The 25,016-nt window shown below is 69.5% G+C and carries 23 protein-coding genes; 9 read left to right on the top strand and 14 right to left on the bottom strand.

Features of this window, described 5'->3' with window-relative positions; all coding sequences use genetic code 11:
• Window positions 1-162 precede the first annotated feature (162 nt).
• The gene (locus tag DEI82_RS16135; protein ID WP_181434976.1) at window positions 163-333 is read left to right on the top strand and encodes a hypothetical protein; all 171 of its coding nucleotides are present in this window, start codon (window positions 163-165) and stop codon (window positions 331-333) included.
• Here the strand turns inward: DEI82_RS16135 and DEI82_RS03435 are convergent.
• Window positions 330-1,193, bottom strand: a complete 864-nt coding sequence (locus DEI82_RS03435; protein WP_111035794.1) for a PhzF family phenazine biosynthesis protein — start codon at window positions 1,191-1,193, stop codon at window positions 330-332. The genes DEI82_RS16135 and DEI82_RS03435 overlap by 4 nt on opposite strands.
• A 138-nt stretch (window positions 1,194-1,331) precedes the next feature.
• On the opposite strand from DEI82_RS03435, the gene DEI82_RS03430 reads away from it, so the two are divergent.
• Window positions 1,332-1,976: an NAD(P)-dependent oxidoreductase gene (locus DEI82_RS03430; protein WP_111035793.1), complete on the top strand. Its 645-nt coding sequence runs from the start codon at window positions 1,332-1,334 to the stop codon at window positions 1,974-1,976.
• Window positions 1,977-2,200: 224 nt separating this feature from the next.
• Here the strand turns inward: DEI82_RS03430 and DEI82_RS03425 are convergent, their stop codons facing one another.
• A complete protein-coding gene (locus DEI82_RS03425) occupies window positions 2,201-2,872 on the bottom strand; it encodes a TetR/AcrR family transcriptional regulator (RefSeq protein ID WP_111035829.1) in 672 nt (223 codons plus the stop codon).
• Window positions 2,873-2,930: 58 nt separating this feature from the next.
• On the opposite strand from DEI82_RS03425, the gene DEI82_RS03420 reads away from it, so the two are divergent.
• The gene (locus tag DEI82_RS03420; RefSeq protein ID WP_111035792.1) at window positions 2,931-4,343 is read left to right on the top strand and encodes an MDR family MFS transporter; all 1,413 of its coding nucleotides are present in this window, start codon (window positions 2,931-2,933) and stop codon (window positions 4,341-4,343) included.
• A gap of 116 nt (window positions 4,344-4,459) precedes the next feature.
• Here DEI82_RS03420 and DEI82_RS03415 read toward each other — a convergent pair whose 3' ends face one another.
• From DEI82_RS03415 to DEI82_RS03400, 4 genes are read right to left on the bottom strand one after another with little or no spacing between them, the layout of a single operon-like run.
• Window positions 4,460-5,296 carry a sugar phosphate isomerase/epimerase gene (locus tag DEI82_RS03415; RefSeq protein WP_111035791.1) on the bottom strand — a complete coding sequence of 279 codons (837 nt, stop codon included), beginning with the start codon at window positions 5,294-5,296 and terminating at the stop codon, window positions 4,460-4,462.
• The gene (locus tag DEI82_RS03410; RefSeq protein WP_111035790.1) at window positions 5,293-6,093 is read right to left on the bottom strand and encodes a triose-phosphate isomerase family protein; all 801 of its coding nucleotides are present in this window, start codon (window positions 6,091-6,093) and stop codon (window positions 5,293-5,295) included. The genes DEI82_RS03415 and DEI82_RS03410 overlap by 4 nt, the downstream gene beginning before the upstream one ends.
• Entirely contained in the window at window positions 6,093-6,593 is a 501-nt protein-coding gene (locus tag DEI82_RS03405) for a ribose-5-phosphate isomerase (protein ID WP_111010740.1), read from the bottom strand. The genes DEI82_RS03410 and DEI82_RS03405 overlap by 1 nt, the downstream gene beginning before the upstream one ends.
• On the bottom strand, window positions 6,586-8,325 hold the full coding sequence (locus DEI82_RS03400) for a dihydroxyacetone kinase family protein (RefSeq protein WP_111035789.1): 1,740 nt from the start codon (window positions 8,323-8,325) through the stop codon (window positions 6,586-6,588). The genes DEI82_RS03405 and DEI82_RS03400 overlap by 8 nt, the downstream gene beginning before the upstream one ends.
• 167 nt (window positions 8,326-8,492) lie before the next feature.
• Here DEI82_RS03400 and DEI82_RS03395 point away from each other — a divergent pair, with 167 nt between their 5' ends.
• Window positions 8,493-9,485 (top strand): LacI family DNA-binding transcriptional regulator, encoded by a 993-nt coding sequence (locus DEI82_RS03395; RefSeq protein ID WP_111010742.1) that lies wholly within the window; start codon window positions 8,493-8,495, stop codon window positions 9,483-9,485.
• Window positions 9,486-9,628: 143 nt separating this feature from the next.
• On the opposite strand, the gene DEI82_RS03390 is transcribed toward DEI82_RS03395, so the two are convergent.
• Window positions 9,629-10,726, bottom strand: coding sequence for a zinc-binding dehydrogenase (locus DEI82_RS03390; RefSeq protein ID WP_111010743.1), 1,098 nt, complete (start codon window positions 10,724-10,726; stop codon window positions 9,629-9,631).
• Window positions 10,727-10,751: 25 nt separating this feature from the next.
• Window positions 10,752-12,110, bottom strand: a complete 1,359-nt coding sequence (locus DEI82_RS03385; RefSeq protein ID WP_111010744.1) for an MFS transporter — start codon at window positions 12,108-12,110, stop codon at window positions 10,752-10,754.
• Between the two features lie 244 nt (window positions 12,111-12,354).
• On the opposite strand from DEI82_RS03385, the gene DEI82_RS03380 reads away from it, so the two are divergent.
• Window positions 12,355-13,614 carry an MFS transporter gene (locus DEI82_RS03380; protein ID WP_111035788.1) on the top strand — a complete coding sequence of 420 codons (1,260 nt, stop codon included), beginning with the start codon at window positions 12,355-12,357 and terminating at the stop codon, window positions 13,612-13,614.
• A gap of 371 nt (window positions 13,615-13,985) precedes the next feature.
• Window positions 13,986-14,627, top strand: coding sequence for a GrpB family protein (locus tag DEI82_RS03375; RefSeq protein WP_111027258.1), 642 nt, complete (start codon window positions 13,986-13,988; stop codon window positions 14,625-14,627).
• 79 nt (window positions 14,628-14,706) lie between these two features.
• Here the strand turns inward: DEI82_RS03375 and DEI82_RS03370 are convergent, their stop codons facing one another.
• Window positions 14,707-15,222, bottom strand: a complete 516-nt coding sequence (locus tag DEI82_RS03370) for an AAA family ATPase (protein ID WP_111027259.1) — start codon at window positions 15,220-15,222, stop codon at window positions 14,707-14,709.
• Window positions 15,223-15,331: 109 nt separating this feature from the next.
• Here DEI82_RS03370 and DEI82_RS03365 point away from each other — a divergent pair, with 109 nt between their 5' ends.
• The 3 genes from DEI82_RS03365 to DEI82_RS15950 all read left to right on the top strand — a co-directional run bounded on the left by DEI82_RS03365 (window position 15,332) and on the right by DEI82_RS15950 (window position 17,291).
• Complete coding sequence (locus tag DEI82_RS03365; protein ID WP_258371934.1) at window positions 15,332-16,282, top strand: SDR family NAD(P)-dependent oxidoreductase; 951 nt, start codon at window positions 15,332-15,334, stop codon at window positions 16,280-16,282.
• A 55-nt stretch (window positions 16,283-16,337) separates the two neighbouring features.
• On the top strand, window positions 16,338-16,931 hold the full coding sequence (locus tag DEI82_RS03360; protein ID WP_111010748.1) for a TetR/AcrR family transcriptional regulator: 594 nt from the start codon (window positions 16,338-16,340) through the stop codon (window positions 16,929-16,931).
• 168 nt (window positions 16,932-17,099) lie between these two features.
• A complete protein-coding gene (locus tag DEI82_RS15950) occupies window positions 17,100-17,291 on the top strand; it encodes a hypothetical protein (protein WP_146242819.1) in 192 nt (63 codons plus the stop codon).
• A 340-nt stretch (window positions 17,292-17,631) separates the two neighbouring features.
• Here the strand turns inward: DEI82_RS15950 and DEI82_RS03355 are convergent, their stop codons facing one another.
• The 5 genes from DEI82_RS03355 to DEI82_RS03335 all read right to left on the bottom strand — a co-directional run bounded on the left by DEI82_RS03355 (window position 17,632) and on the right by DEI82_RS03335 (window position 25,014).
• Entirely contained in the window at window positions 17,632-19,839 is a 2,208-nt protein-coding gene (locus DEI82_RS03355; RefSeq protein ID WP_111035787.1) for an MMPL family transporter, read from the bottom strand.
• Window positions 19,840-20,039: 200 nt separating this feature from the next.
• The gene (locus DEI82_RS03350) at window positions 20,040-21,857 is read right to left on the bottom strand and encodes an NAD(P)/FAD-dependent oxidoreductase (protein ID WP_111035786.1); all 1,818 of its coding nucleotides are present in this window, start codon (window positions 21,855-21,857) and stop codon (window positions 20,040-20,042) included.
• A 147-nt stretch (window positions 21,858-22,004) separates the two neighbouring features.
• Window positions 22,005-22,649 (bottom strand): TetR/AcrR family transcriptional regulator, encoded by a 645-nt coding sequence (locus tag DEI82_RS03345; RefSeq protein ID WP_284183579.1) that lies wholly within the window; start codon window positions 22,647-22,649, stop codon window positions 22,005-22,007.
• Between the two features lie 131 nt (window positions 22,650-22,780).
• Window positions 22,781-23,440, bottom strand: a complete 660-nt coding sequence (locus DEI82_RS03340) for a response regulator transcription factor (protein ID WP_111035784.1) — start codon at window positions 23,438-23,440, stop codon at window positions 22,781-22,783.
• Entirely contained in the window at window positions 23,437-25,014 is a 1,578-nt protein-coding gene (locus tag DEI82_RS03335; RefSeq protein WP_146242818.1) for a sensor histidine kinase, read from the bottom strand. Before DEI82_RS03335 ends, DEI82_RS03340 begins: the two co-directional genes overlap by 4 nt.
• Between the last annotated feature and the right edge of the window lie 2 nt (window positions 25,015-25,016).

The raw sequence follows: 25,016 nt of genomic DNA, 5'->3' as shown, positions 1-25,016 counted from the left end.
GAGCAGGACGCACCAGTGTGCGGCTGCGGGACCCAGGATCCACGAAGACGCGCGCGGGATCGATCAGGTCGGACCGACTTCGCGCGGACGGCGGTCGCCGACGTCGGGGAACGCGTACCGTCCGGCCGAGAAGGGCACGTCACCCCTTCGAAAGGACACATCATGAACCACGCCCTGTGGGTCACCCTCGCCATCATCGGCATCATCCTGCTGCTGATCGGCGCGTTCGTCGCGACCCTGAAGTTCCTGATCACGGTCGGGATCATCGTCCTGGTCGTCGCCGCGATCCTGCTCGTCATCCGACTCGTGCGGGGCGGCGCGTCGCGGGTCTAGGCAGTCGGCCGGAGACCGGGCCCCGCCAGCTCCTCCACCGTCCCGCTCACCCGGACGCGACCCGTCGCGGGGACCTCGACGGTGATGCGTGAGGGGTGTCCGGTCTCCGCACCCTGCTCGACGGTGAGCACCGCCGGGACCGCCACGTGGCCGCCGTCCCGCAGGTAGGCACCGAGCGCGGCGGCAGCCGACCCCGTGGCCGGGTCCTCGCGGACACCGCCGCGCGGGAACGGGTGACGGCTCACGAACCGCGTGGCGTCGACCCGGTGCACGACCGCGATCGTGCCGTCCCATCCCTCCCGGTCCTGCAGGCGGAGCACCGCGTCGCCGTCGTGGTCGAGCCGGGCGAGGACGCCGTCGCGGACGGGCACGAGCGGGTGCGGGTTGCCCCCGGACAGGAACGCCGGTGGCAGCGCCGGGTCGAGGTCCGTCGACGACAGACGGAGCGCGTCGAGCAGCTCGCCGAGCACCGCGTCGGGGAGCGGTGCGACGGTCGTCGCGACGGCGGTGAGGGTGGCGCCGTCCGGACGGACCGCGACCGGCACGACGCCGGCGTTCGTGGTCAGGTCGACCACGCCCGCGGCGCCGTTCCGCGCCAGCGCCACGCCCGACGCGATGGTCGCGTGGCCGCAGAACGCGATCTCCGCCCGCGGCGTGAAGTAGCGGATCCGCGCCGAGTTGGGCGTCACGGCGGTGAGGAACGCGGTCTCACTGTGTCCGAGCTCGCCGGCGATCGCGAGCATGTCCGCGTCGGTCAACGTCTCGGCGTGCAGCACGACCCCCGCCGGATTGCCGGACCGCGGGTCGTCGCTCGTCGTCGTGAAGGCGCGGAACTGCAGCGTCCTGGGTGCCGTGCTCATGCCGTATGTCTACCGGGCCCGGCGAGCGGGGCGCGACAGGCACCCTGAAGTGCCTACTTCCGCTCTCTCACGGGCGCTCCTACCGTGGAATCGGGCCGACTCGTCGCGCCCGTGCACTCCTCCGTCCGAAAGGCTCCCATGTCCCGCATCTCCGTCATCGGCGGCACCGGCTACGCAGGATCGGCGATCGTCGCCGAGGCTGCGTCCCGTGGTCACGAGGTCACCTCGCTCAGCCGTTCGCTCCCGACCGACCAGGTCCCGGGTGTCCGGTACGTGCAGGGCGACGCCTCGGACGAAGCCGTCCTCACCCCGGTCATCGAGGACGCCGACGTCGTCGTCGCCGCGCTCGCCCCACGCGGCGACCTCACCGACACCTTCCGGGAGGTCAACCGCACCATCGCGCGACGGGCCGCGTCCGCCGGTGCTCGGCTGTTCGTGGTCGGCGGGTTCTCGTCGCTCCGTCCCGCGCCCGGGGCGCCCCGCTACGTCGAGGACCTCAGCGCCGTCCCGGCCGAGCTGCACCACGAGGTCCAGAGCGGCGCGGCCCTCGTCCTCGAGGACCTCCCCGCCGCCCCCGAGGCGCTCGACTGGGTGTTCGTCAGCCCGCCCCTCCAGTTCGGCTCCTTCGCCCCCGGCGAGCGCACCGGCTCGTACCGGGTCGGCACCGACGTCGCCGTGGTCGCTGAGGGCGGCGCGATCTCCGCGCAGGACTACGCCATCGGGTTCGTCGACCAGATCGAGCGGACGGACCTGCACCGCACGCAGGTGAACCTCGCCAACTGACGCCGGCCACGCCTGGCATCCGGCGGCGCTCGGCGTCCCATTGAACTCGGCGGAAGCGCGTCGTCGCCGGGCCGTGCATCGGACGGGAGGCGCTGCACCCGCGGCCCCACCGTGTTGCACACCTCGCGTCCGGTCGAACACCGGGATCGCGGTGTTCGACCGGACGACCGGTGTTCGACGACCACGACGACGTCACCACGAGCACGCCGTGCTGCCGCCGGGGCTCAGCGCGCGCCGTACGCCCGCATGAAGGCGTGCACACCGTCGGCCATCGTCCTGCGGGTCGCGTCCGTGGACAGCTGATCCGGGAACCGGATGTTCATGGCCAGCAGGGTGGTCAGGGCGTTGAAGTGGTCGGCCGCCAAGAACGCGTCGTCCACGTCGAGCAGACCGACGTCCGCGAAGTGTGCGATCCGCTCGGCGAGCGCCGCTTCCGGTGCCGAGTTGAGGGGGTGGTGCGCGAGCTCGGGGAGGACCGCGCGGTTGTCACCGATGAGCTTGATGGTGCTCCCGTAGTCGGCAGAGCCGAGCATGGTCTCGCCGATCTGCACGGCGAACCCGACGAGCGCGCGTTCGAGCGCGGCCTGGTCGGCGATGGGAGCGTCATCGGCCAGGTGGTCCGCGATGGCCCGCCGGAGCGTCTCGACGAGCGACTCCCCCGCAGCCACGACGACACCGAGGAGGAGCCCGCGTTTGTCGCCGTAGTAGTCGTACACGGTCCGCTTCGAGACGCTCGCGCGCGCGGCGACGGCGTCCATGCTCGTGCGCTCGACACCGTCCAGGACGAAGAGGTCCCGCGCTGCCGCGAGGATCGCGCTCCGTTTGTGCGCCTGCCCGGCACGGATGGTCTTCGATGTCGATTTCGACGTCGGGTCCTGAGGGGTCGCGGCAGCCACCACGCCACATTACACCGACGGGTGTACTTCCTACACTGCACAGTGTAGTTTACGCGGTATGACCACTTCCCTCACGGCTCCGGCCGTTCCCGGCCCGGTCACGGACCGGCGGCTCACCCTGATCAGCCTCGTGCTCGTCCTCGGCGCCCTGACGACGCTGCTCGACACGACCATCGTCAACATCGCGCTCGACCACTTGCACCGGACGTTCCACGAGTCGGTCGCCCGCACGCAGTGGGTCGCGACCGCGTACCTCCTGGCCTTCGTGTCGGTGATCCCGGTGTCCGGCTGGGTGTCCGAACGCCTCGGTGCCCGCACCGCGTGGATCGTCGCGGTCGCGACCTTCATGGTCGGTTCCCTGCTCTGCGGACTCGCGTGGTCCCTCCCGTCACTCGTCGTGTTCCGGGTGCTGCAGGGCGTCGGGGGCGGTCTGGTGCTCCCGGTGACGATCACGATCCTGACCCGCGCGGCCGGCCGCGAGCGCATCGGCCGCGCCATCGCCACCATCGGGCTCATCGGGCAGCTCGCGCCGATCCTCGGACCGATCATCGGTGGGTCCATCGTGCAATCCGTCAGCTGGCACTGGCTGTTCTTCGTCAACATCCCGATCTGCCTGGCCGCTCTCGTGCTCGGCCCGCTGTTCCTGCCGTCCGCACCCGCGCAGCGCGGGAGCCGGTTCGACGTGCTCGGGTTCGTGCTCCTCACCCCCGCGGTCGCGCTGATCGCGTACGGCGTCAGCCGGCTCACCGGGGACCACGGGTTCGCCGCGACCGACGTCTGGCTCCCGCTCGGAACCGGAGGCGCGCTCCTGGTCGGCTTCGTCGCCTCCGCACTCCGTAACCGGACCCATGCGCTCGTCGACGTCCGCGTCTTCGCACGTCGGAGCTTCGGCCTGTCGAGCGTCATCACGTTCGTCGGCGGCTTCTCGATGTACGCCCTGATGTTCCTCCTGCCGCTGTTCTACCAACAGGTCCGCGGTGCTTCCGTCCTGCACACCGGCCTGCTGCTCATCCCGCAGGGCCTCGGCACGATGCTCTTCATCGTGCTCAGCCGCCGACTCACTGCGAAGCTCGACGGCCGCCTGGTCGTCGGCGGTGGCGTGGTGCTCCTCATGCTCGGGATCGTCCCCTTCGCCCTCGCCGGCGTCGATGGTCACTCCGTCCTGCTGCTCGTCGCGCAGTTCGTCCAGGGTGTCGGGATGGGCGCCGCGTCCCTCCCGGTGATGACCCTGGCGTTCGCGAGCCTGAGCCACGACGAGACCCCGCGCGGCAGTGCCGCCTTCAGCATCGTGCAGCGCGTCGGGGCGCCCTTCGGCGTCACCGTGGTCGCGGTGGTCCTCGAGCACTTCCTGGCTTCCGCGGGGTCGCCGGCCGCCGCGGCCGGTGCCTTCGGGGCGACGTTCTGGTGGGTGCTCGGGCTCAGTGCGGTGCCGTTGGTGCTGGCTGCGTTCCTCCCGAGGGCGTCGCGCTGACCGTGGTGCACTCCGCAACGCCCCTGTTCAGCGCGCTGGCGGTCGCGAAGCCGCTCGTGCGGATCGCGTGGACCAGCCGGCGGACGTCCGGGACGCTCCGGTCATGCTCAGGTCGGTCAGGCGCGGGCTGCGGAGAGGGCGGCCACCGCGGAGGCGACCCAGTCCGTCTCCACGGCGATGCTCCTCGACGCGGCGTCCCCGGTGGAGTCATCCGCCGAGTCGGCCTGCCACGGGAGCCAGAACTCGATGACACGGTTGATGCCCCGGGCGTCGGGCTCGATCGCCGCCCGGATGCCGTCGTAGTCGAGCCGACCGGTGCCCAACGGGACGCCGGTGTACTGGAACCCGACCCAGCCCGGCGAACGGGTGAAGTCGAAGTCCTTCACGTGCCAGTTCGCCGTGTACGGAGCGCACCGGGCGACGACGTCGGCCGGATGCTCGAGGTTCGCGACGATGTTCGCGGGATCGAGGCAGATCCGCAGGTTCGGCGACCCGATCGCGGACACGACCGCGACGAGCTCGACCGAGCTGACACGTTCGTAGGTCTCGAGGGCGAGGGTGACCCCGGCCTCCTCGTACGCCGGCAGCGCGGCTCGCAGGCGCCGGTCGGTCTCGACGGCGTCCGGCTCGTCGTCGCCGGCACTCCACATCGACCGGACGAGCACCGCGTCGAGCCGCTGTGCGACGTGCAGGTACCGGGCGAGGTGCTCCGGGTCGGTCCCGCGCGTGCCGACCTCGAGCGTCAGCCCGAGCTCGTCCGCGAGCGAGCGGATCCCGGCGAGCCGCTCGTCCGACGCCGTGTCGAGCGGTGCGTGGTCGCAGATCTGGAACAGGTCGACACCGTCGTGCGTGGCGGCGTCGCGGAGTGCGTCGTCGAGGGACATCGGCGACGGCACCCGATCCGACATGCGCCAGAAGTACGCGTAGGTGGACAGGCCGAGCAGGGAGGTCATGGGGTCCGCTCCGAGACGCTGGTGGTGATGACTTCGTCGAGGATGGTCGCGATCGCGGCGGGGTCGTGGGCGAAGCGGCCGAGGAAGAGCCCGCCGATGCGACCCTGCCCGCGGCTGAGCAGCCCCGGTCCGGCGCTGCCGCCGTAGATCGCACGCGAGCCGGCGAGCTCGGGACGCGACGCGAGGTACGCCTCGATCCCGGCGAGCACGGCGACGATGTGCTCGTCGGGGGCGGGCGCCGTGGCGCCGATCGCCCACACCGGCTCGTAGGCCACGATGACGGGTCCGGCCAGGTGGTCCGCGGTGGCGGTGGCGAGGAACCGGCCGAGCTGACCGGTCACCTCCGCGATCGCATCCTGCCTGGAGGCCCGCTCCACCTCGCCGACGCAGATCAGGGGGGTGAGGTGGTTGCGGAACGCGGCGTGCACCTTGCCGGCGATCTCGTCGTCCGTCTCGTGGAACAGACAGCGGCGCTCGGCGTGCGCGATCTCGACGAGGTCGCAGCCGATCTCGGCGAGCTCGGTGCCGGACACCTCACCGGTGAACGCGCCCTGGTCGGCCCAGGCCAGGTCCTGCGCCCCGAGGTGGACGCGGGTGCCCTCGAGCAGGCCCTTGACGGGGACGAGCGAGGGGAACGTCGGGATGACGAACAGGTCGACGGCCCCGGCGGTGACGGCGGGGTGGTCCCTGGCGATGTCCGCGACGGCGGACGCCCACGCCAGCGTCCGGGCGTGACCGAAGTACATCTTCAGCGACACACCGATCGTCAGCGCGGGTGCTGCCGCGGCGGTCAGCATCAGGCGTCCACCGACTCCGTGTCGATGCCCTCCGGCGCGCTGCCGTCGTACTGGCAGATCGCGGCGACCTTCTCGGCGGAGGCCGAGGAGGTGTCGAAGCTGTAGCCGAGCCACTCCCCCGCGAGTCGGCGGGCGAGCTCGACGCCGATGACGCGCTGGCCCATGCAGAGCACCTGGGCGTCGTTGGACAGGACCGAGCGTTCGACGCTGAAGGAGTCGTGAGCGGTGACGGCGCGGATGCCGGGGACCTTGTTCGCCGAGATCGCGACGCCGAGGCCGGTGCCGCAGATGAGGATGGCCCGGTCGGCCTCGCCGTTCGCGACCATGCGGGCCGCGTCGACCGCGATGTGCGGGTAGGCGGTGTGCCCCTCGGCATCGACACCGACGTCCACGACGGACGCCACCCGGTCGTCGGCCTCCAGGTCCTTCTTGATGATCTCCTTGTAGTCGAACCCGGCGTCGTCGGAGCCGACGACGAGGCGGAACTGCTGCTCAGCCATGGTGACCTTCCTTCTGCTTCGTGGGGAGCACCGCGAGGACCGCGGCGGTGATCAGGGCGAACGAGATCGCGCCGGCGTCGGGGGTGCCGACGGCGTGCTCGGCGTGGGTGCGGGCGCGACCTATCTTCGGGAGCAGCGCGGCGGTGCCGTCGGCGGCCTCCTGCGCGGCGGCGGACGCGGCGGTCCACGCGGTCACCAGGTCGTCGCCGGCGTCGACCCGTCCGGTGAGCACCGTGTCGAACGGCACGAGCGCGTCGACCATGGTCTTGTCGCCGACGACGGCGCCGAAGGCGAGGACCGCCTCGTTCGCCGCGTGCACCGCCGCAGCGACGTCGGCGGCCGACGGACGCGACTCGTCCCCGAGCACGCGACCCAGCGCCTCCAGGGCGGCACCCCAGATCGCACCGGAGGTCCCGCCGGCCTCGTCGGACCAGGCGTCCCCGGCGATCCGGAGGACGGATCCGGCGCCGGCACCGCGCGCGGCGGCGTCCTGCGCGGCCACGTGCGCGGCGTGTGAACCGCGCCGCATGCCGATGCCGTGGTCGCCGTCGCCGGCGACCGAGTCGATCTCGCCGAGCCGGACGGCGTGCTCGTCGATCGTCGCGCGGATCGCGGTGATCCCGTCCGTGACGACCGCGGCCGACATCTGTGACTCCTCGCTGCCGGGCGTGACCTGGACCTGCTCGCCGGCCTCGAGGAGTTCGTCGGACACGCGCTCCTGCGGCACCGCTCCGCCCTTCCGGTACGCGGGGCTGTCGGCCGGCGCCGCCCACAGCTGCTCGAGCTCCTCGTCCACCCAGAACAGCGTCAGCGACACCCCGGCCATGTCGAACGACGTGACCAGCTCGCCGACCTCGGGCTCCACGACGATCGCGCCGACGTCCGTCAGCAGGCGCTGCACGGTGCCGTAGACGACGAACAGCTCCTCGTACTTCACCGAGCCGAGTCCGTTGAGGATGGGGACGACGCGGGCGCCGTCGACGGAGACACCGTCCGGGAGCTCCTGGAGCAGGCGGCCGACGAGCAGGTCGGCGAGCTCGGCGGCGGTGGGGACGTCGGCCTCGTCGATGCCCCGCTCACCGTGGATGCCCATCCCGATCGCCATCCGCCCCTCGGGGACCGTGAACAGCGGCTCGTCGGCGCCGGGCAGCGAGCAGCCGCTGAACGCGACGCCGAAACTCCGCGTCCGGTCGTTCGCCCGCTCCGCGATCGCTGCCACGTGGTCCAGCGAGTCGCCCCGCTCGGCGGCGGCACCGGCGACCTTGAACACGCACAGGTCCCCCGCGATGCCGCGACGCTTGTGCTGCTCGTCGGCCGACGCGGAGGCGATGTCGTCCGTCACGCGGACCGTGCGGACGTCGATGCCAGCCTCGGTCAGGGCGCGCGCCGCGGCATCGAAGTTGAGCGCGTCACCGGCGTAGTTGCCGTAGGACAGCAGCACCCCGCCACGGTGGTGCGCCGCCGTGGCGACCGCGGTGACCTGCTGTGCCGACGGCGACGCGAACAGGTTGCCCATCGCCGCGCCGGCCGCGAGGCCGTGCCCGACGAGTCCGCCGAACGCCGGGTAGTGCCCCGAGCCGCCACCGATCACCAGGGCCACCGTGCCCTCAGGGCTGGTGGTCGCACGAGTGACCCCGCCGCGGACCTTCCGGACCCACCGCCGGTTCGCCGCGACGAACCCGTCGACCATCTCGTCCGCGAAGTCCGCCGGGTCGTTGAACAGGCGGGTCATGGTGTCGCTCCTTCGATCGGGTGGTGCGGCTGGCCGGTCACGGTCGCGCGACCGGCGTGGACGTTGGAGGGGCCGTGCACCGGCACGCGGCGGGCAGGTCGCGGCGGTGAGGCCGAGGTCGACTCCGCTGTAGCGTCGTTGCATCGGGTTCGAGGAGAGGGGGCGTCGTGGCGCTGACGAGCCGTGACATCGCGCGGGCCGCGGGCGTGTCGCAGGCGACCGTGTCGCGGGTGCTCAACGGCAGCCCGAGCGTCTCGGACCAGACCCGTGAGCGCGTCCTCGGTGCCATGCGCGACGTCGGCTACGTGCCCAACGCGCAGGCCAAGGCGATGCGCACGGCCCGGGCGGGCGCGATCGGGATCGTCACCAGTGAGATCCAGAACCCGTACCTGCCGTACCTGCTCGACGAGTTGACGCGGGTCGCGCGCGAGATGAACGTCAACGTCGTGGTGTGGAACGACGACGATCCGGCGATGCCGCTCGCGACCGCCGGCGTCGGCGCCGGCACCGTCGACGGCGTGCTCTTCACCGCCGCGAAGCAGCAGACGCTCGGCATCGACCGCCTGGTGGAACGCGGCGTTCCGGTGCTGCTCTGCAACCGGGCCGACCTCGAGTCGACCGCCGACATCGTCATGACGGATCACTTCGGGACGGGCGTCCGTGCCGCGGAGTTCCTGCTCGAACGCGGTCGGTCGCACATCGCCGCGATCTTCGGCCCGTCGGACACGTTCGCGAGCCCGGCGCGTGAGGCCGGGTTCCGACAGGCGTTGCGGGCCGCCGGGGTGGAGATCCGGGCCGAGCAGACCACGAGGGGCACGACCACGTACGACACGGGGAACCGCGCGGCGCGCGAGTTGCTCGCGCACGGCGTTCCGGACGCGGTCTTCTGCTCCTCGGACATCATCGCGTACGGCGCGATGGACGCCCTCCGCACGGCCGAGGTCGCCGTCCCCGAGCGGACGTGGGTGCTCGGCATCGACGGGCTCCCGATGTCGGCGTGGGGTGCGTTCGACCTCACGACGTTCGAACAGGACATCACGAGCATCGCGCGCGCGTCCGTGCAACGACTCCTGGACCGCATCGCCGGGGACACGTCGGAGCCGGTGCACACGCTGGTGCCCGCTCGGCTCGTCGAGCGCGGGTCGACCGGGGCCCGCTGACCGGGAGGCACGGTGTCCGCCCGGTCCGCCGGGTGTCGGCGGCGTGGGCGCGACGAGCGTGGGGTGCGCGCCGAGGTGTGGAGCACCCCGGTCGTGGGTCTGGGCCATGCGCTCTCCTCGGACTCGTCGGTCGTCGCGTCGGATCAGTGCGCCGTTGCGGCGACCGTCTCGGCTCCCCCGACGGTTGCCGCGCCGTCGACGGGCCCGTTCGGCAGGATGAGGACCTTGTTGGCGTCGCCGGTGAGGAGGTCGATCGCGGGGCCGAGGTCGCCGAGCGGGAACCGGTGGGTGATGAGCCACGAGATGTCCACGCCGCCACGGGTGAGGACCTCGACGAGGTCCTCCCAGGTGTCCCAGAGTCGGCGCCCGAACGTGCCGCGCAGGGTGATCCCGTTCTTGTTGATGTACTTGGCGATGTCGACCGGCACCGGGTTGCCGGGGTGTCCGATCGTGACGATCGTGCCCTCGCGGCGGACCGACTCGAAGATGGTCGGGTACGCCGCGGCGGCCGCGCTGACCTCGAAGGCGACGTCGACGCCGCTGCGGTGGGCATAGTGCTCCTCGACGTACTCGACGACGCCGGGGCCGGGCTCGAACACGGTCGCGCCGAGCTTCTCGGCCCAGCCGCGTCGGTACGGGTTGGGTTCGACGGCGATCACCTCGGTGGCGCCGAGGTGCAGCGCGAACTGCACGATGAGCAGCCCGACCGGGCCGCAGCCGGACACCAACACCGAGTGCCCGGCGACATCGAGGTCCGCCCGCTGCAGCGCATGCCAAGCGACGCCGGCGGGCTCGAGGAGCGCACCGACCTCGAGCGGCATGCCCTCCGGCAGCGGGAAGCAGATGTTCTCCGGCACCGCGACGCGCTCGGCGAACGCGCCGTCGGCGTGCATCGCGATGATCTTCATGTTCAGGCAGTTGTGCCCGTTGCCGGTGCGGCACATGAAGCACTGCTCGCACGGGATGTGCGTCTCGAGCGCCACCCGGTCCCCCACCGCGAGTCGACTGACGTCGGAGCCCACCTCGATCACCGTGCCGGAGACCTCGTGCCCCAGGACGACCGGCAGGTCGAGGTTGAACGCCACCGCCGACGGTGTCCACTCGTACATCTCGCGGTCGGTGCCGCAGATCGACACCGCGCCGACGTGGAGCAGGACGTCACGGGGGCCGACCGTGGGCTCGGGGTGGTCCTCGACGAACTCGACGCCCGGCGCCGCGGTGGTCTTGACGATTGCCTTCATGGTGCTTGCTTCTTCCTTCGGTGGCTCAGGACTGGTTCGCGACGCGCGGGTCCACCACGGCGGTCGGCACGGCGGAGGTGACCTCGTCGACGTAGGCCCGCTCCTTCCGGCTCCACGTCTCACGGGTGAGGAGCACCGTGACGACGCCGACGACGCCGGCAGCGACGTAGAGGAGCGAGACGCCGCCCCAACCGATCGCTGCCGCGAGGGCGGTGGCGATGAACGGGATGAAGCCGGAGATCGCGGCGGCGAGCTGGTAGCCGATCGAGGCGCCCGAGGAGCGCGTGTCCGTGCTGAACAGCTCGCTGAACCAGGCGCCCTGGGTGCCGGCGAGCATGTCGTGGATGAGCGGCAGGCCGATGACGTAGACGAACACGATCAGGACCGGCACCTGCGAGTTGAGCATCAGGAACATCGGGAACCCGAACGCGATCGAGAGGATCGACCCGACCAGGTAGATCGGCTTCCGCCCGAACTTGTCGGTGAGGTCGCCCCAGAACAGGGAGGAGCCGACGCCGATCGCGGTCGCGATGCAGAGCCCGACGAGGCCGACCTCACGGAGGTCCGCGTCGAGACCGGAGATGTAGCTGAGGATGTAGGTGACGACGACGTAGAAGCCCGCGGACTCGACCAGGCGCAGGCCGATGACGCGGAGCAGGTTCCGCCAGTCGTCCTTGAGCACCTTGAGCAGCGGGTTCTTCGCGGTCTCGCCGCGGTCCTTGACGTCTTCGAACTCCGGGGACTCCGAGACCCTCGCCCGGATGATGAGGCCCGCGATGACGAGGACGGCGCTGGCGAGGAACGGCACCCGCCACGCCCACTCACCGCCGAGGTGCACGGAGAACAGGAAGACGATGTTCGCCAGGAACACCCCGGCCGGGTTCCCCGCGGTCGGGATCGCGGAGTAGCGGCCACGGTGTCGCCACGGCGCGTGCTCGTAGGCCATGAGGATCGCGCCGCCCCACTCGGCGCCGAACGCGACGCCCTGGATGACGCGCACCGCGACCAGGAGGATCGGGGCCAGGACGCCGACGGTCTGGTACGTCGGCAGCAGTCCGATCGCGAACGTCGCGAGTCCCATCACCAGCAACGCCGCGACGAGCACCGGCTTGCGGCCGATCTTGTCCCCGAGGTAGCCACCGATGATGCCGCCGAGCGGGCGCATCGCGAACCCGACGCCGAGCGTGGCGAACGAGAGCAGCGTCCCGACCAGCGGATCGGCGCCGGGGAAGAACGCGGTGCCGAAGTACAGCGCCGACGCGGTGCCGTACGCGAGGAAGTCGTAGTTCTCGACGCAGGTGCCGACCGCTGCGCCGATCGCCGCGGACTTCTTGTCCCGCGTTCCGTGGACGGCGCGCTGGCGCTGGACTTCAGTGAGGGCCATCGTCTTCTCCTTCGAAGAATGGGTACGTATTCACGGGGATGCTCCGAGCGACTGTATACGTAACCAAGTGACGCCCGCAAGCCGCGACATCGCTCGGCGCAGAAGCACCACGACGTGTGCTCCTTGCGCCAGCGCTCCCCTGCGGAGCAGGATGCCGGAGGTACCGCTGTGCCGTGATGATCGTCGAAGCCCAGGCCGACTTGTCTGCCGACCGATCACCGGCACCGCGTCGGAGGCATCGTCCATGACGACTGCGCGCTCGCTCCTGTCCTCGGTCCTCGGACCGTTCCGGTCGACCGGTGCCCGGTACGGCCGTGTCCTCGACCACCCCGGGGCGCTGGCGTTCTTCCTCCCCGCGGCCGTTGCGCGTCTCGGCGTCGCGATGACCGGGCTCGGGCTGCTGTTCTCGATCCAGCACGCGTCGGGATCGTTCGCGGTCGCAGGCGCTTCCACGGCCGGTTTCTCGATCGCGGAGGCCGTGGCGGGTCCGCAGGTCGCTCGCCTCGTGGACCGGTGGGGGCAGGCGGTGACGGTCCCGGTGATCGTCGCCGCTCACGCTGCCGCGGTCGCTGCGGCCATCACCACCGCGGGGAGCGCACCGGTCCCGGTCACGCTCGCGGCCGTGATGGTCGCCGGTGCCGTGACGCCCCAGCCCGGAGCCCTGTCGGCGGCGCGGTGGTCGCACCTCCTGACGGATGGGCCGGCGCTCCGCGTCGCCTTCTCCCTCGAGGCGAACGTCAACGACGTCGTGTTCCTGTCCGGTCCGATCCTCGTGACCCTCGCCAGTACTTCCCTCGTCCCGTGGGCGGGTTCGGCCGCGGCCGCGACACTCGTCGCCCTCGGCTGCGGCACGCTGTCGCTGCAACCGCGCACCGCACCAGCGCCGCGTCGAGGTCGGAGACGCGGCCGGAACAGGACCCGGACCTCACTCCTCGCTCCGGACTTCCTCGCCGCACTCGGCGTCAACCTCGGGCTCGGGTGCTTCTTCGGCGCTGTTCCGCTCCTCGTCACCGCCGCGGCGAGCGCTCGCGGGATGCTGTCCCTCACCGGTCTCGTCCTCGCCGTCCCCAGCGCCGCGAGCATCATCGCGGGCCTCGTGTACGGGTCGATGCGGGCGACCCCGCGTCCCCAGGCGGCGCAGCTGGTCGCGACGCTCGTGCTCACGGTCGCCGTGCTCGTCGGCGTCGCCTGGCCCACGCTGCTCGGGCTGGCGATCATGCTGACCATCGGCGGAACAGCGATCGCCCCGCTGCTCGCGTCGTCCTCCCAGATCGTGCAGGCGACGGTCGCCGGATCAGCACTGACGCAGGGGTTCACATGGATCAACTCCGCCTCCGCGATCGGCATCGCGATGAGCGCATCGCTCACCGGAGCGCTGATCACGCACAGCGGAGTTCGAGCCGCGACCATGCCGCTCGTGGTCCTCGTGCTGGCCGCGGTGGCGTCCGCCGCGCTGTCGTTCCGGTACGCCCGGACCCGGAGCGCGTCGGATGCGTCGGCATGATCGATCCGCCACCAGGCGGCGCCAGCTGGGCCATCGGCGCGCCGTCTGCCGTCCTCGCTGGTACGAGGAGCGATGCCGCGCCGGCGAAGACGGGTGCGTTCATCGCGGTGTGCGCCTGATGGACACACGGCTCTGCTGCCACCGGGCCTCCCGACCGGTGTCGGACCGCGCGTCGCCGATCCCCACCATTGGCGCGGGAATGGAGGGCCGTCCAGCGCGGGTGGATCCGGGATCACGGGTGATCTTCGTCACGTCAGGCCTGCTCATCACCGCTTGTGCCGCCGTCGATCTCGGCCGTCGGCCTCCGCACGGCACGGATCGTCCCTTGGCGACCCGGTCATCAACCGATGCGCCGACCAATCGGGTTGACTATGGGCGTGCCGACGACCGCTGAGATTCTCGACTTCGACGAGCCGCCCGTGCCGGCGGGAGCCAGCCCGTGGGTGGTCCCGCCGAAGGCCACCGTCATCAGTGTCGTCGACCCGGACCCTGAATGGCCGCAGCTCGCATCGACGGTGAGCAACCTGATCATCGATGCTCTCGACGTTCGCGCGCTCCGTGTCGAGCACGTCGGGTCCACGTCTGTTCCTGGGCTCGCGGCGAAACCGGTACTCGACCTGGACCTGACGGTCGCAGATCCCTCCGACGAACGTGTCTGGCTGCCGCGGTTGGAAGCAGCGGGCTTCGTCCTCACGGTGCGCGAGCCCTGGTGGCACGAGCATCGCCTCCTCCAGGGAGCCCCTGCAAGCAACCGGGCGGCAGCGCCGGTTCCCGGGATCCCCGTGAACCTGCACGTCTTCGGGCCGGACAGTCCGGAGCTGGTCAAGCACGTGGTGTTCCGGAACTGGCTCCGACACGACACCGCGGATCGCGAACGCTACGCGACCGTCAAGCGTCAGGCCGCACAGCAGCCAGCGCAACGCATGTCGGACTACAACGCCCGCAAGGCCGCAGTCATCCGAGAGATCTACGAGCGCGCCCTCGCGGCCGCCGGCTTCATCGAAGGCGACTAGAGAGACCTGGCCACGCTGGCAAGCGCTCTCACGGCGGTGCGCGGAAGCGGATGACGCGTCGTGATCACGCAGGACGCGCTCACCACTCGGACAGGCCACACCGGCGGAGCACCTCGTCCACGACGACATCGAGCGGCTGACTGGCATCGACGTGCACGCCATCGCGCGGCACGGTGCCGGTCGCATGGAGTGCGTGAACGAGGGCCCGCTCTTCCAGCCGGCCCGTCCCGGCCCATTCGTCATCGCCCCGCGCCTCCAGACGTCGCTCGAGCGTTGCCCGATCGATCATCAGGACGAAGACGTCGTCGAAGACGTCGATGAACGATTCGACGTTGCGCGATCCTCCGCAGAAGAAGGTGACCGGATCTGACTGGTCCGCCGCGATCGAGCGGACCCTGTCTACCTGCCAGATGTGGTGGTGGTGAACGGCTGTCCCGGTCACACCATCGACAGGCGCCCCTGTCTTCGGGTCCCCCTGGTAGGCGAGTTCTCGATCGCCGTCGATCGCTGGGAAACCACGGCGACGCAGTTCGTGGCACACCGACGTCTTCCCTGTTCCGGAGACGCCTTCGACGAGGTAGTTCCGCTTCCCCATGAGGGCACGGTAGCCCTCGGCGATGGATCTCTGAAGCCCATCGGCTACTGGACACACCGGAGGGTGGCCGGATGCTCGTACAGGTGTCCGGAGCGCGTTGAGCCCCAGGGTGGAACGTGTCGGAAGGGCGTCGACGCCAGGCGTACGATTTCTTGAAGTCGAGACGATTTGTCTCGACAAGCCTGGTGATCACCACCTAGCTCACCCTCGTCACTGTCGACAGGAGACCTCCATGTCCGATTCCACCGCACCCGACAGCCACACGAACGTGGTTCCGCAGTCCACGCAGGCTTCCACCTGGACTGAGCAGATCACTCCGGGTCGTTTCTCCGGCCAGACCGTCATCGTCACCGGGGCCGCGTCCGGCATCGGTCGTGCCACGGCGTCACGCGTTGCACGCGAAGGCGGGCGGGTCGTGGCCGTCGACATCACCGCCGACCGCCTCTCAGATCTGCTTGCGGAACTGCCCGACGCCGACATCGTGCCGGTGGGTGGCGACATCACCTCGCAGGCAGACGTCGACGCGATCGTCGCAGCCGCCGGTGGCCAGATCGACGCTCTCGCCAACGTCGCCGGCATCGCCGACGACTTCTCCCCCATCGACGAGACGAGCGACGCCGTCTGGGAGCGCGTGATGGGCGTCAACGTCACCGGCACTTTCAAGCTCACCCGAGCCGTGCTGCCCGTCATGCTCGAAGCCGGCAGGGGCTCCGTCGTCAACATCATCAGCGGCGCCGCGCTCCTCGGTAGCGGTTCAGGAGCGGCCTACACCGCGTCCAAGCACGCGGTCCTGGGCCTGACCCGCTCCGCAGCGTTCATGTATGCGCAGCGAGGACTGCGTGTCAACGCTGTCGCTCCGGGCGCGGTCGCCACGAACATCGGCTCCTCCTCGAAGCTCTCGGAGAAGGGCCAGGAGCGGTTGGCGCCGTTCTTCGCACTGCTACCGAGCATCGCGGCGCCCGCCGAGCTCGCTGCCTCGATCACGTTCTTGCTCAGCAAGGACGGTGTGAACATCAACGGCGCCGTCCTCTCCAGCGACGGCGGCGTCTCCGTTCAGTAGTCCGCACCACGGCTGGCCGCGCCGGCCGGAGTCGTGATGCCGCGAGGATGGCTGTATGGCCAAGAGCACAGGACGACTCCGCAATGAAGAGACACGCTTGGCGATCCTCGACGCGACACGCTCGGAGCTGGCCAGCCGTGGATGGGACACGCTGTCGTTCGAGCGAATCGCCGCGGTAGCTGGCGTCGGCAAACAAACCCTGTATCGATGGTGGCCGACGAAAGCGGCGCTGGTTTCGGAGATGGTCACCGCGGGCGGCATCCTCCCGGTAGGTCCCGTTGCCGTCTCCGATGACGTCCACGCCGACGTCACTGCGTGGATGCTGGCCGTCGCGCGTGTTTACGACGACCCCGATGCAGCCGCCGTACTCCAGGCCATCATCGCGGCTGTTGCCGAAGATGCTGACCTCTCCGCGAACTACGACGAACGGATCACGACTGCCGCCCGCACGCGGCTCGCGGAACGACTGCGACTGGCGGTGGAGGCCGGTGCGCTCCCCCCGGACCTCAGGATCGACACGGTCACGCAGGTCTTCCTGGCGATGGTCCTATGGTGCCTCGTCACCCGCCGCCCGCTCGATGGAACCCTCGTCGAAGATCTCGTCGCGGCAACGTTGCCGGTGCCTCCCGACGGGTACGCACTCACTTAGCCTGAGCAATCTCTGGGAGCCGCCGGTTCAGAAGGCCAATCCCCCCACGCTGTGAGGAGAGCTCCGCCTTCGAGAGTCTTGTATGAAGGTCTTGGATCAGGCTACTGCGGCTCGTACTGCGCGCCACGGCTGAGCATCGTGTATCGGAGTCGGGGGCACAGTTGGTCCATGGCGAGCAACGAGAGCCGTATCGACGTCGAAGGTGAAGTGGCCTTCATCGAGTTGGCGCTGCGAGCACGGGGCCTACAGGTCGATGCAGACGCCATCGAGCGAGTCCGCCGGGTGCTGCAAGGAGCGCTCTCTCGAGACCAGGCGAGGCGAGAAATCGTCGCCAAGTACGACCGGCCTGCGTCCCGATAGCCGACGAACTACCGAACGTCTGCCCGCGTTGCCCTGCGACGGGGTTTCTCGTCTGGCTACTTCACCCACGATCGTTGACCGCGCACCGCTCGAGCAGCGGGTCTGCTGATATCGCGCTCAGCAAGGCGGTTCGGGATCCTGAACGTTCAGCTCTGGTGCGGAGCCTTTCTCGGCGAACGCACGATCTGCTTCCGCTGCAAGGTAGGCGGTGATGTCGATGGGCTGAGTCGGGGGGAGATGGATGTCTTCGGGGCGGACGGGGTGCTGCATCAGCTGTCACTTTCGTTCTACGAGCAGAGGACGAAGGGCCCCGGTGTGCTCACCGGGGCCCTTCGGAGTGTCAGCCGACGAGGACTCGTGGCTGGTCCTGCGCGGCGGGTGTCGCGGCGTCGTGCTTGTCGAGGGCGTGGCCTTCGACGTCGACGTCGGGGAGGACCTTGTCCAGCCACTTCGGGATCCACCAAGCGGAGCGACCCAGGAGGGACAACGCAGCCGGCATCAGGACCATGCGGACGATGAACGCGTCCGCGGCGACGCCGACGAGGAGCCCGAACGCGATCGAGGCGCCGATCGCGAACTCCCCGGTGGCGAACCCGCCGAAGACGACGATCATGATGCTCGCCGCAGCGACGAGGACGGGACCGGATCGGGAGAAGCCCTCGCGGATCGCCTGCTTGGGGTCACGGCCCTTGCGGTACATCTCCTGGATACGTGAGACGAGGAACACCTGGTAGTCCATCGCGAGTCCGAAGAGCACTCCGACGAGCAGCAGCGGCAGGATGCTCAGCATCGGGTCGCCCTGCGGTGCTGGCAGGAAGTCCAGCCACCCCCACTGGAACACTGCGACGCTCGCCCCGAACGACGCGCCGACGGAGAGCAGGTATCCGAGGGTCGCGATCACGGGGATGAGCAGCGACCGGAACAGGACGATGAGCAGGATGATCGAGATGACGACGATGACGACGACGTACTTCACCAGCGCACGTGCGAGCTGGTCGTCGGAGTCGATGCCGATCGCGGTTTCACCGGTGACTTCGAGGTGCGTTCCGCTGATGGTGTCAGCGTCGTCGCGGATCTGGTGCACCAGGTCCTTGGTGGAGTCGTCGATCGGTCCCTCGGTCGGAATGACGGTGACACGTGCGTAGTCCCCGTCGGAACTGACCTGAGCGGGAACGACCTGCTGCACGCCGTCGAGACCGGTGAGTTCGTTCTCGATCGCGGCGGTCTTCGAGGTGATGTTGTCACCCTCAGCCAGGACGATCAGGGGGCTCTGGATGCCGCCGAACTTGTCGACGATGAGGTTGTAGGCGGTGCGTTCGGTGGACTCCGGGTCGGACCCGCCAGGGACGTTGGAGGCGGTCTTCATGCTGAGCATGGGGAGCGCGACGACGACCAGGACGAGGACGCCGCCCAGGAGAGACACGATCGGGCGCTTCACGACGAAGCTGCCCCACGAGCGGAGGACGCCGCGCTTCTGCGGGCCGTCGTCGGTGAAGAGTTCCCCGCGTTGCAGCGCTGCGCGCTGCTTTTTCGACAGCGCCTTGACGCCCATGAACCGCATCAGTGCCGGCAGCAGGGTGAGCGAGAGCAGGACGGCGACGGCGACCGCGAACGCTGCGGCGACACCCATCTCGGTGATGTAGCTGAGGTTTGCGACCATGAGCGCGACGAGCGCGACGACGACGGTCATGCCAGCGAAGACCACAGCGGTGCCGGCCGTACCGGTTGCGCGAGCGATCGCGTCGTCGACCCTCCGACCGGAACGGAGCTCGGTCTTGAAGCGGGACAGGATGAACAGGCTGTAGTCGATACCGACTGCCAGGCCGAGCATGGTTGCGAGGATGATCGCGTTGTCACCGATCGGGGTGAGTGCGCCGTAGGCGAGGACACCGATGAGGCCGACACCGACGCCGAAGACAGCGACGAGGAGATTGATGCCCGCAGCGAGCAGCGATCCGAACGTGATCGCGAGGATGACGAACGCGATGATGACGCCGGCGCCTTCACTCGGGCTGGTGGCCGGGGCGCCGAGGGGCACGAGGTTCCCGCCGAGCTCGACACCGAGCCCAGGAGGGGCGTTCTCCTGCAGCTCGAGAGCTGCGTCGTAGTACTTCGTCTCCTGCTTCTTCGTCAGGTCGCCGTAGGTGATCATGGCGACGGCCACCGTGCGGTCCTTGGAGATGTAGGGCTGTTCTGCGTTCAGTGGGTCGCTGACGGACTTGACGCCGTCGACCGTCCGAGCCTTCGCGAGGAACGACTCGAGCTGCTTCGCAGTCGTCGCGTCCGTGACGTTGCCGGACTTCGGTTGGAACACCAGCTGCAGGGACGCGGTGTCCGAGGCAGTCTTGGAAGGGAATTCCTTGTTCATCCGCTCCAACGCCTGGGAGGCCTTGGTGTCGGGGATGCTCGTGGTCGCGGCACCCTTGTCGATGCCGCTACCGACGATGAAGATGCCGATCAGCACGGCCATGATCAGGAGCCACGCTCCGATCACCAGCCATCGGAACCGGGCGCTGAAGCGCCCGAGGTGGGACAGGAACGTGGACATGCGGTTTCCTTCGTCGTCGTGGTTGCGATGTGCGAACAACGTCAACGATCCCGATCCGAGCGCTTCGACACGGCCTCCTTTCGCACCGTTCGGGCTACTCCATTTGCAGTAGATCCCGCCCTTTCCTTGCACAACCAGTAGGCGCGACATCGGCGGGCCGACGCTCATTGAGCGGCGGCCATCTGGGTGGAGTGATCGGGTCAGGAGTTGGTGACGGCGAGCTCGGGCACGAGGACTTCGTCGATCGAGGTCTGCCGCCATTCCCGGAGCAGGCGGTGGAACCGGACGGGCCCGGGGCTGTACCCGCCGCCCCCACGCTTCCGGGTGCCCTCGCCGTTGTAGTAACCGGGCGTGCACTCCGCCAGGAACGCCGCGTTGTCCACCTCCACCTCGTGGATCGTCGCCAACCACCGGTCTTCGGCTTCGACGGTGGGCTCGACCTGCCGTGCGCCCTCGTCGCGAGCGTGCTCCAGGATCGCGGCGATGTGCGTGGCCTGCTCCTGCAGGATGTGCACGAAGTTCACAGAGTTCGCGTTCTGCAGCGCTCCGAGGTGGAAGAGGTTCGGGAAGCCGTGCGACACGAATCCGTGCAGTGTCCGGGGGCCTCGTGCCCACGCTTCGAGCAGTTGCGTTCCGTCCCGGCCGTGCACCGGCAGTGTTCCGGAGATGACGCCCGAGACGCCGGTCTCGAACCCGGTGGCGAAAACGACGGCGTCGACCTCGTACTCCGTGTCGCCGACCACCACACCGGTCTCGGTCATGGCGGTGATTCCTCCGGTGTCGGCGGTGTCGACCAGGCTCACGTTCGGCCGGTTGAAGGCCTGCAGGTACTTGTCACTGAACGTCGGCCGCTTGCACATGTACCGGTACCAGGGCTTGAGGATCTCTGCGGTCGCCGGATCCGTGACGACGGCATCGACGCGTGCACGGATCTGGTCCATCTTGCGGGCGTCCGCGATCTCGATCAGCCGGTCGCGTTCCTCCGGGTCGAGCGTGTCCTCCGTCTGCCCGGTCAGCATCGTGCGTTGCAGCGCTGCGGTGGAGGTCCAGCCGTCCTGAATCAGGTCCACCTCGGTCTCTTCGCCGGAGACGACCGCGAGGAAGTTCTCCATGCGTTCCTGCTGCCATCCGGTCGGGAGGCCCGTGGTCCAGTCCGCGGGCAGATCGCGATTGTCGCGGACGTCCACACTCGACGGGGTCCGCTGGAAAACGGTGAGGTGCGCAGCGTCCTCGGCGACGAGGGGGATCACCTGGATGCCCGTCGCACCGGTCCCGACCACCGCGACGCGCTTGTCGGCAAGGCCGGTCATCCCCCCGGCCTGGTCACCACCGGTGTAGCCGTAGTCCCACCGACTCGTGTGGAACGTGTGTCCCCTGAAGTTCTCCATCCCGGGGATCGCGGGGAGCTTGGGCTGAGATAGCGACCCGGAGGAGACGATGACGTACCGTGCGCGCATCGTGTCGCCGCGGTCGGTCCGGACTGCCCAGTCCGCGGTGTCGTCGTCCCAGCGGAGGTCGGTGACCCGGGTGTGGAAGAGCACGTCGTCGTACAGGTCAAAGTGCTTCGCCATCGCCATCGCGTGCCGGCGGATCTCCTCGCCGGGCGCGTACCGGCGAGTGGGGACGGTTCCGACTTCCTCGAGCAGCGGCATGTACACGGAGGCTTCAATGTCGCAGTGGATGCCCGGGTACCGGTTCCAGTACCAGGTACCGCCGAAGTCGCCGCCCTCCTCGGTCATGCGGATGTCCGTGAAGCCCGCCTGGCGCAGCCGCGCCCCGGTCAGGAGTCCGCCGAACCCGCCGCCCACGATGAGCACCTCGACGCGGTCGGTCTTCGCCGGACGATCCGAACGGCGCGTGTACGGGTCCGTCGCCCAGTACCCGTACGCGCCGCGCATGCCCTGGTACTGCCGGAGCCCGTCAGGACGGATGCGTCGGTCGCGTTCGACCCGGTACCGGGCGCGCAACGCCTCCAGGTCCGCTTCGCGCATGCTGCTGTCCGTGGCGATGTCCGTCATCGTGCTCCTTGAGATGGGCGGGGCGGCAACAGCTGTTGCCGCCCCAGCGAGTCAATCGCCGTACCCTTTTTAACTCAATCGCTTGATTTACACTCCCGGGAGATTTCCACCTACTGGGAAGGGGGTCCCCCGAAGGGTGGACCCCGCTCAGGATGGCGACTGCCCGGCAGCGCGCGGAGACGTCACCGCCTCGGCCAGCCACAAGGACGACACGACGTCGATCAGAGAGTCCGCCACGGCGGACCAGTTCGCCCAGATGCGGGCACCGCCTCGCTCCAGCGCGCGTTCGTGTTCCGCGATCACCTGCGTCAGGAGGATTCGGCCCATCGTCATCCGCTCAACACGCACCGGCGCTGGGAGGTCCGGGAGGCAGCGCTGGATACCCTGCGCGATGCGCATGAGCCCCGGTGCTTCTCGAGCTTCGTCCATCGCGATGTCAGCCCAGGCGGGATCCGTCGCGACCTGCGCGCTGAACCGGCCGTACCAGGTCGGTGATCCCAGGGACTCGAGATGGGTGGTCGTCGGACGCACGAAACAGGCGATCCAGTCGCGGATGTCGTTCCGCCCCTCGACTCGCTGCAGTTCGGCAAGTCGGAGCGCGTTGATGGCGTGCTGGTGCCGGGCGAGGATCGCGCGGATGAGATCTGCTTTGCCTCCGAAGTGGTACCCGACCGCCGCGGTGTTCCCCTGCCCGGCGGCCTCTCCGATCTGCCGTCCTGACACGTGTGCGATGCCGTACTCACCGAAGAGCTGCTCGGCCGCCGTGAGGATCGCGTCCCGGGTTGCAGCCACACGTGACGCTCGGGTCCTCTGCTGGGCATCAGTCATGGCGGCTCCTCCCGTTCCCAGGAGCCTAACGACCGTCCATGTTCCCGAAGGGCTTCCCGAACGGTCATTGCGTCCGCGTGATGCGCGCGGCCGGGTCAGGCGAGAAGGCCGGCCTGGTAGGCGTACGCGACCAGTTGGGCCCGGTCACGGGCGCCGACCTTCGCCATCGCACGGCTCGCGTGGGTCTTCACCGTGAACGGTGAGACGAACAGCTCTGAGGCGATGGTGTCGTTGTCGTGCCCCGCCGCGATGCTGAGGACCACGTCGCGCTCGCGGGCGGTCAAAGCGAGGAACCGGTCGGCGAGGTCGGCGTCGATGACGCGGCCCGGGCTGTCGGTGACGTGCCCGATGAGCGCGGCAGAGGCTGCTGCGGACAGGGCACCTCCCCCGGCGATGACTTCCTGCAGACTGACGATGAGCTCGGCTGGTCCGACGCCCTTGCCGAGGAACCCGTTCGCGCCGGCCCGGAGCGCGGCGAGGACGGTGTCGTCGTGCTCGAAGGTGGTCAGCACGACGATGCGGGTCTGCTCGGACGGGATCCGCTCCCGGATCCGTCGCGTCGTTTCGACGCCGTCGATCCCGGGCATGCGGACGTCCATGAGGATGAGATCGACGTCGTGATCGTTGAGGAAGGTGAGGGCGGCGAACCCGTCCGCTGCTTCACCGACGACGGTGAAGTCCGGGTGCGCGTCGATGATGGTGCGCAGTCCGAGCCGGATCATCTCTTGGTCATCGACCAACAGCACGTGTGTCACGAGCTGGCTCCTTCGTTCCATGGGATTCGTGCTGTGACGGTGAAGACATCCTCGTCGGTGCCAAGCTGAAGGGTTCCGCCGGCGGACTCAACGCGTTCGCGCATACCGATGAGTCCATATCCGCTGCCGTGTGCGGTCGGCGGCGTGGACGCGACCGGGTTCGTGACGCTGATCACCACATCAGCCTCGTCCGTCAGCACCGTCAGCGCGGCCTCACCGGTCCCGTACCGGTGGGCGTTCGTCAACGCTTCTTGCGCCACGCGGAACACCGTCACCCCGACGGCCTCGTGCACCCGGCGAGCTTGGTCGGTGATTTGCGCGTCGATCGATAGGCCAGCGTCCTGGAACGAGGCGGCGAGCTCGTCGATCGTCGACAGGCCGGGTGTCGGTCGGCGCGCGTCGTCGTGGTCGGCGTCGTCGCTGCGGAGCATCGCCAGCGTGCGTTGCGTGTCGCTGAGGATCGACTGCACGGCGGTGCGCGCCGCGACCAGCGATCGCTGGGTCGCGGCGTCGTCGCGGCCGGCGGTGACTTCGACCGCGCCGATGTGCATGCTCACGACGGCGACCTGGTGGCCGACGATGTCGTGCAGGTCGCGGGCGATGCGGACCCGCTCTTCGGCCACTCGCCGTTCGGCTTCAGCCTCCCGTGTCGCGATCGCGTCGCGGGTGCGCTGCTCGAGGGACTCCCAGTACTGTCGCTGCAGCCGAAGTGCCGCGCCCACGGCACCACCGGCGACGACGGCGACGATGACCGCGACGGCGTCGAGACCGACCGCGCGGCCCGCGGAGAGGAAGCTGGCGAGTCCGAAGATGACGGCCATCGCCAGCGCTGTGATCCCGATGCTGCGCGTCGGCGGCAAGCCGCGCAAGGTGAGTGCGAACAGGACGAACACCACGACGGTGCACTCGCCGATCGGCTCCCGCCCTCCGACGATCACCACGACGACGCCCGCCATCGTCAACGTGAGTCCGACCTGCGGTAGACGGGCGGCGACGAGCGCGCCGGCGAGGGTCACGAGTGCGCCGATGCCGGCGAGCAGACCGTCGCCGTTGGTGACGATGACGACCAGTTCCACGATCATCGCGGTCACGCTCACCCAGAGCGGGAGGCGCTCGAGCACGGGTTGCGTGCGCAGCCACAGCGGGCGCGGCGTCGCGGGCCCGCCGGGCGTCGGAACGGTCATCCCCTGAGTCTGGGGTAGGCCGGTGCCGGTCTTGTACTCCATCTGCATCAGGTTCCTCGGTTCTGGGGAACGACGCCGACGGGTGTCGCTGCGGTGATGCTGGTCCCCATAGCCGCACCGATGGAAGGACACCTCACGACCACGCTTCTTCCCGCTCGCCCCGCCCGGACGGCGATGTTCATCTCGACGCCGGCGGAGCTCGACGACGAATCTGACCAGCGGAACCACACCTCTCGTGCTGGGACGATTGCACGGGTCCCGTTGCTGCCGGTGTGGGCAGCGGTCGCCGCCACGAGCGCCGTGTTGCGGTTTGCCGGCTTCATGGTGCTGGCCGCTTCGATGCTCCTCCAAAGTGCAGCGTGGGGCATGATCTCCCGGTGACGGATCCACCG

Source organism: Curtobacterium sp. MCBD17_019, from assembly GCF_003234555.1.
Classification (GTDB): Bacteria; Actinomycetota; Actinomycetes; order Actinomycetales; family Microbacteriaceae; genus Curtobacterium.
This window is presented reverse-complemented; position numbering and strand designations above follow the sequence as displayed.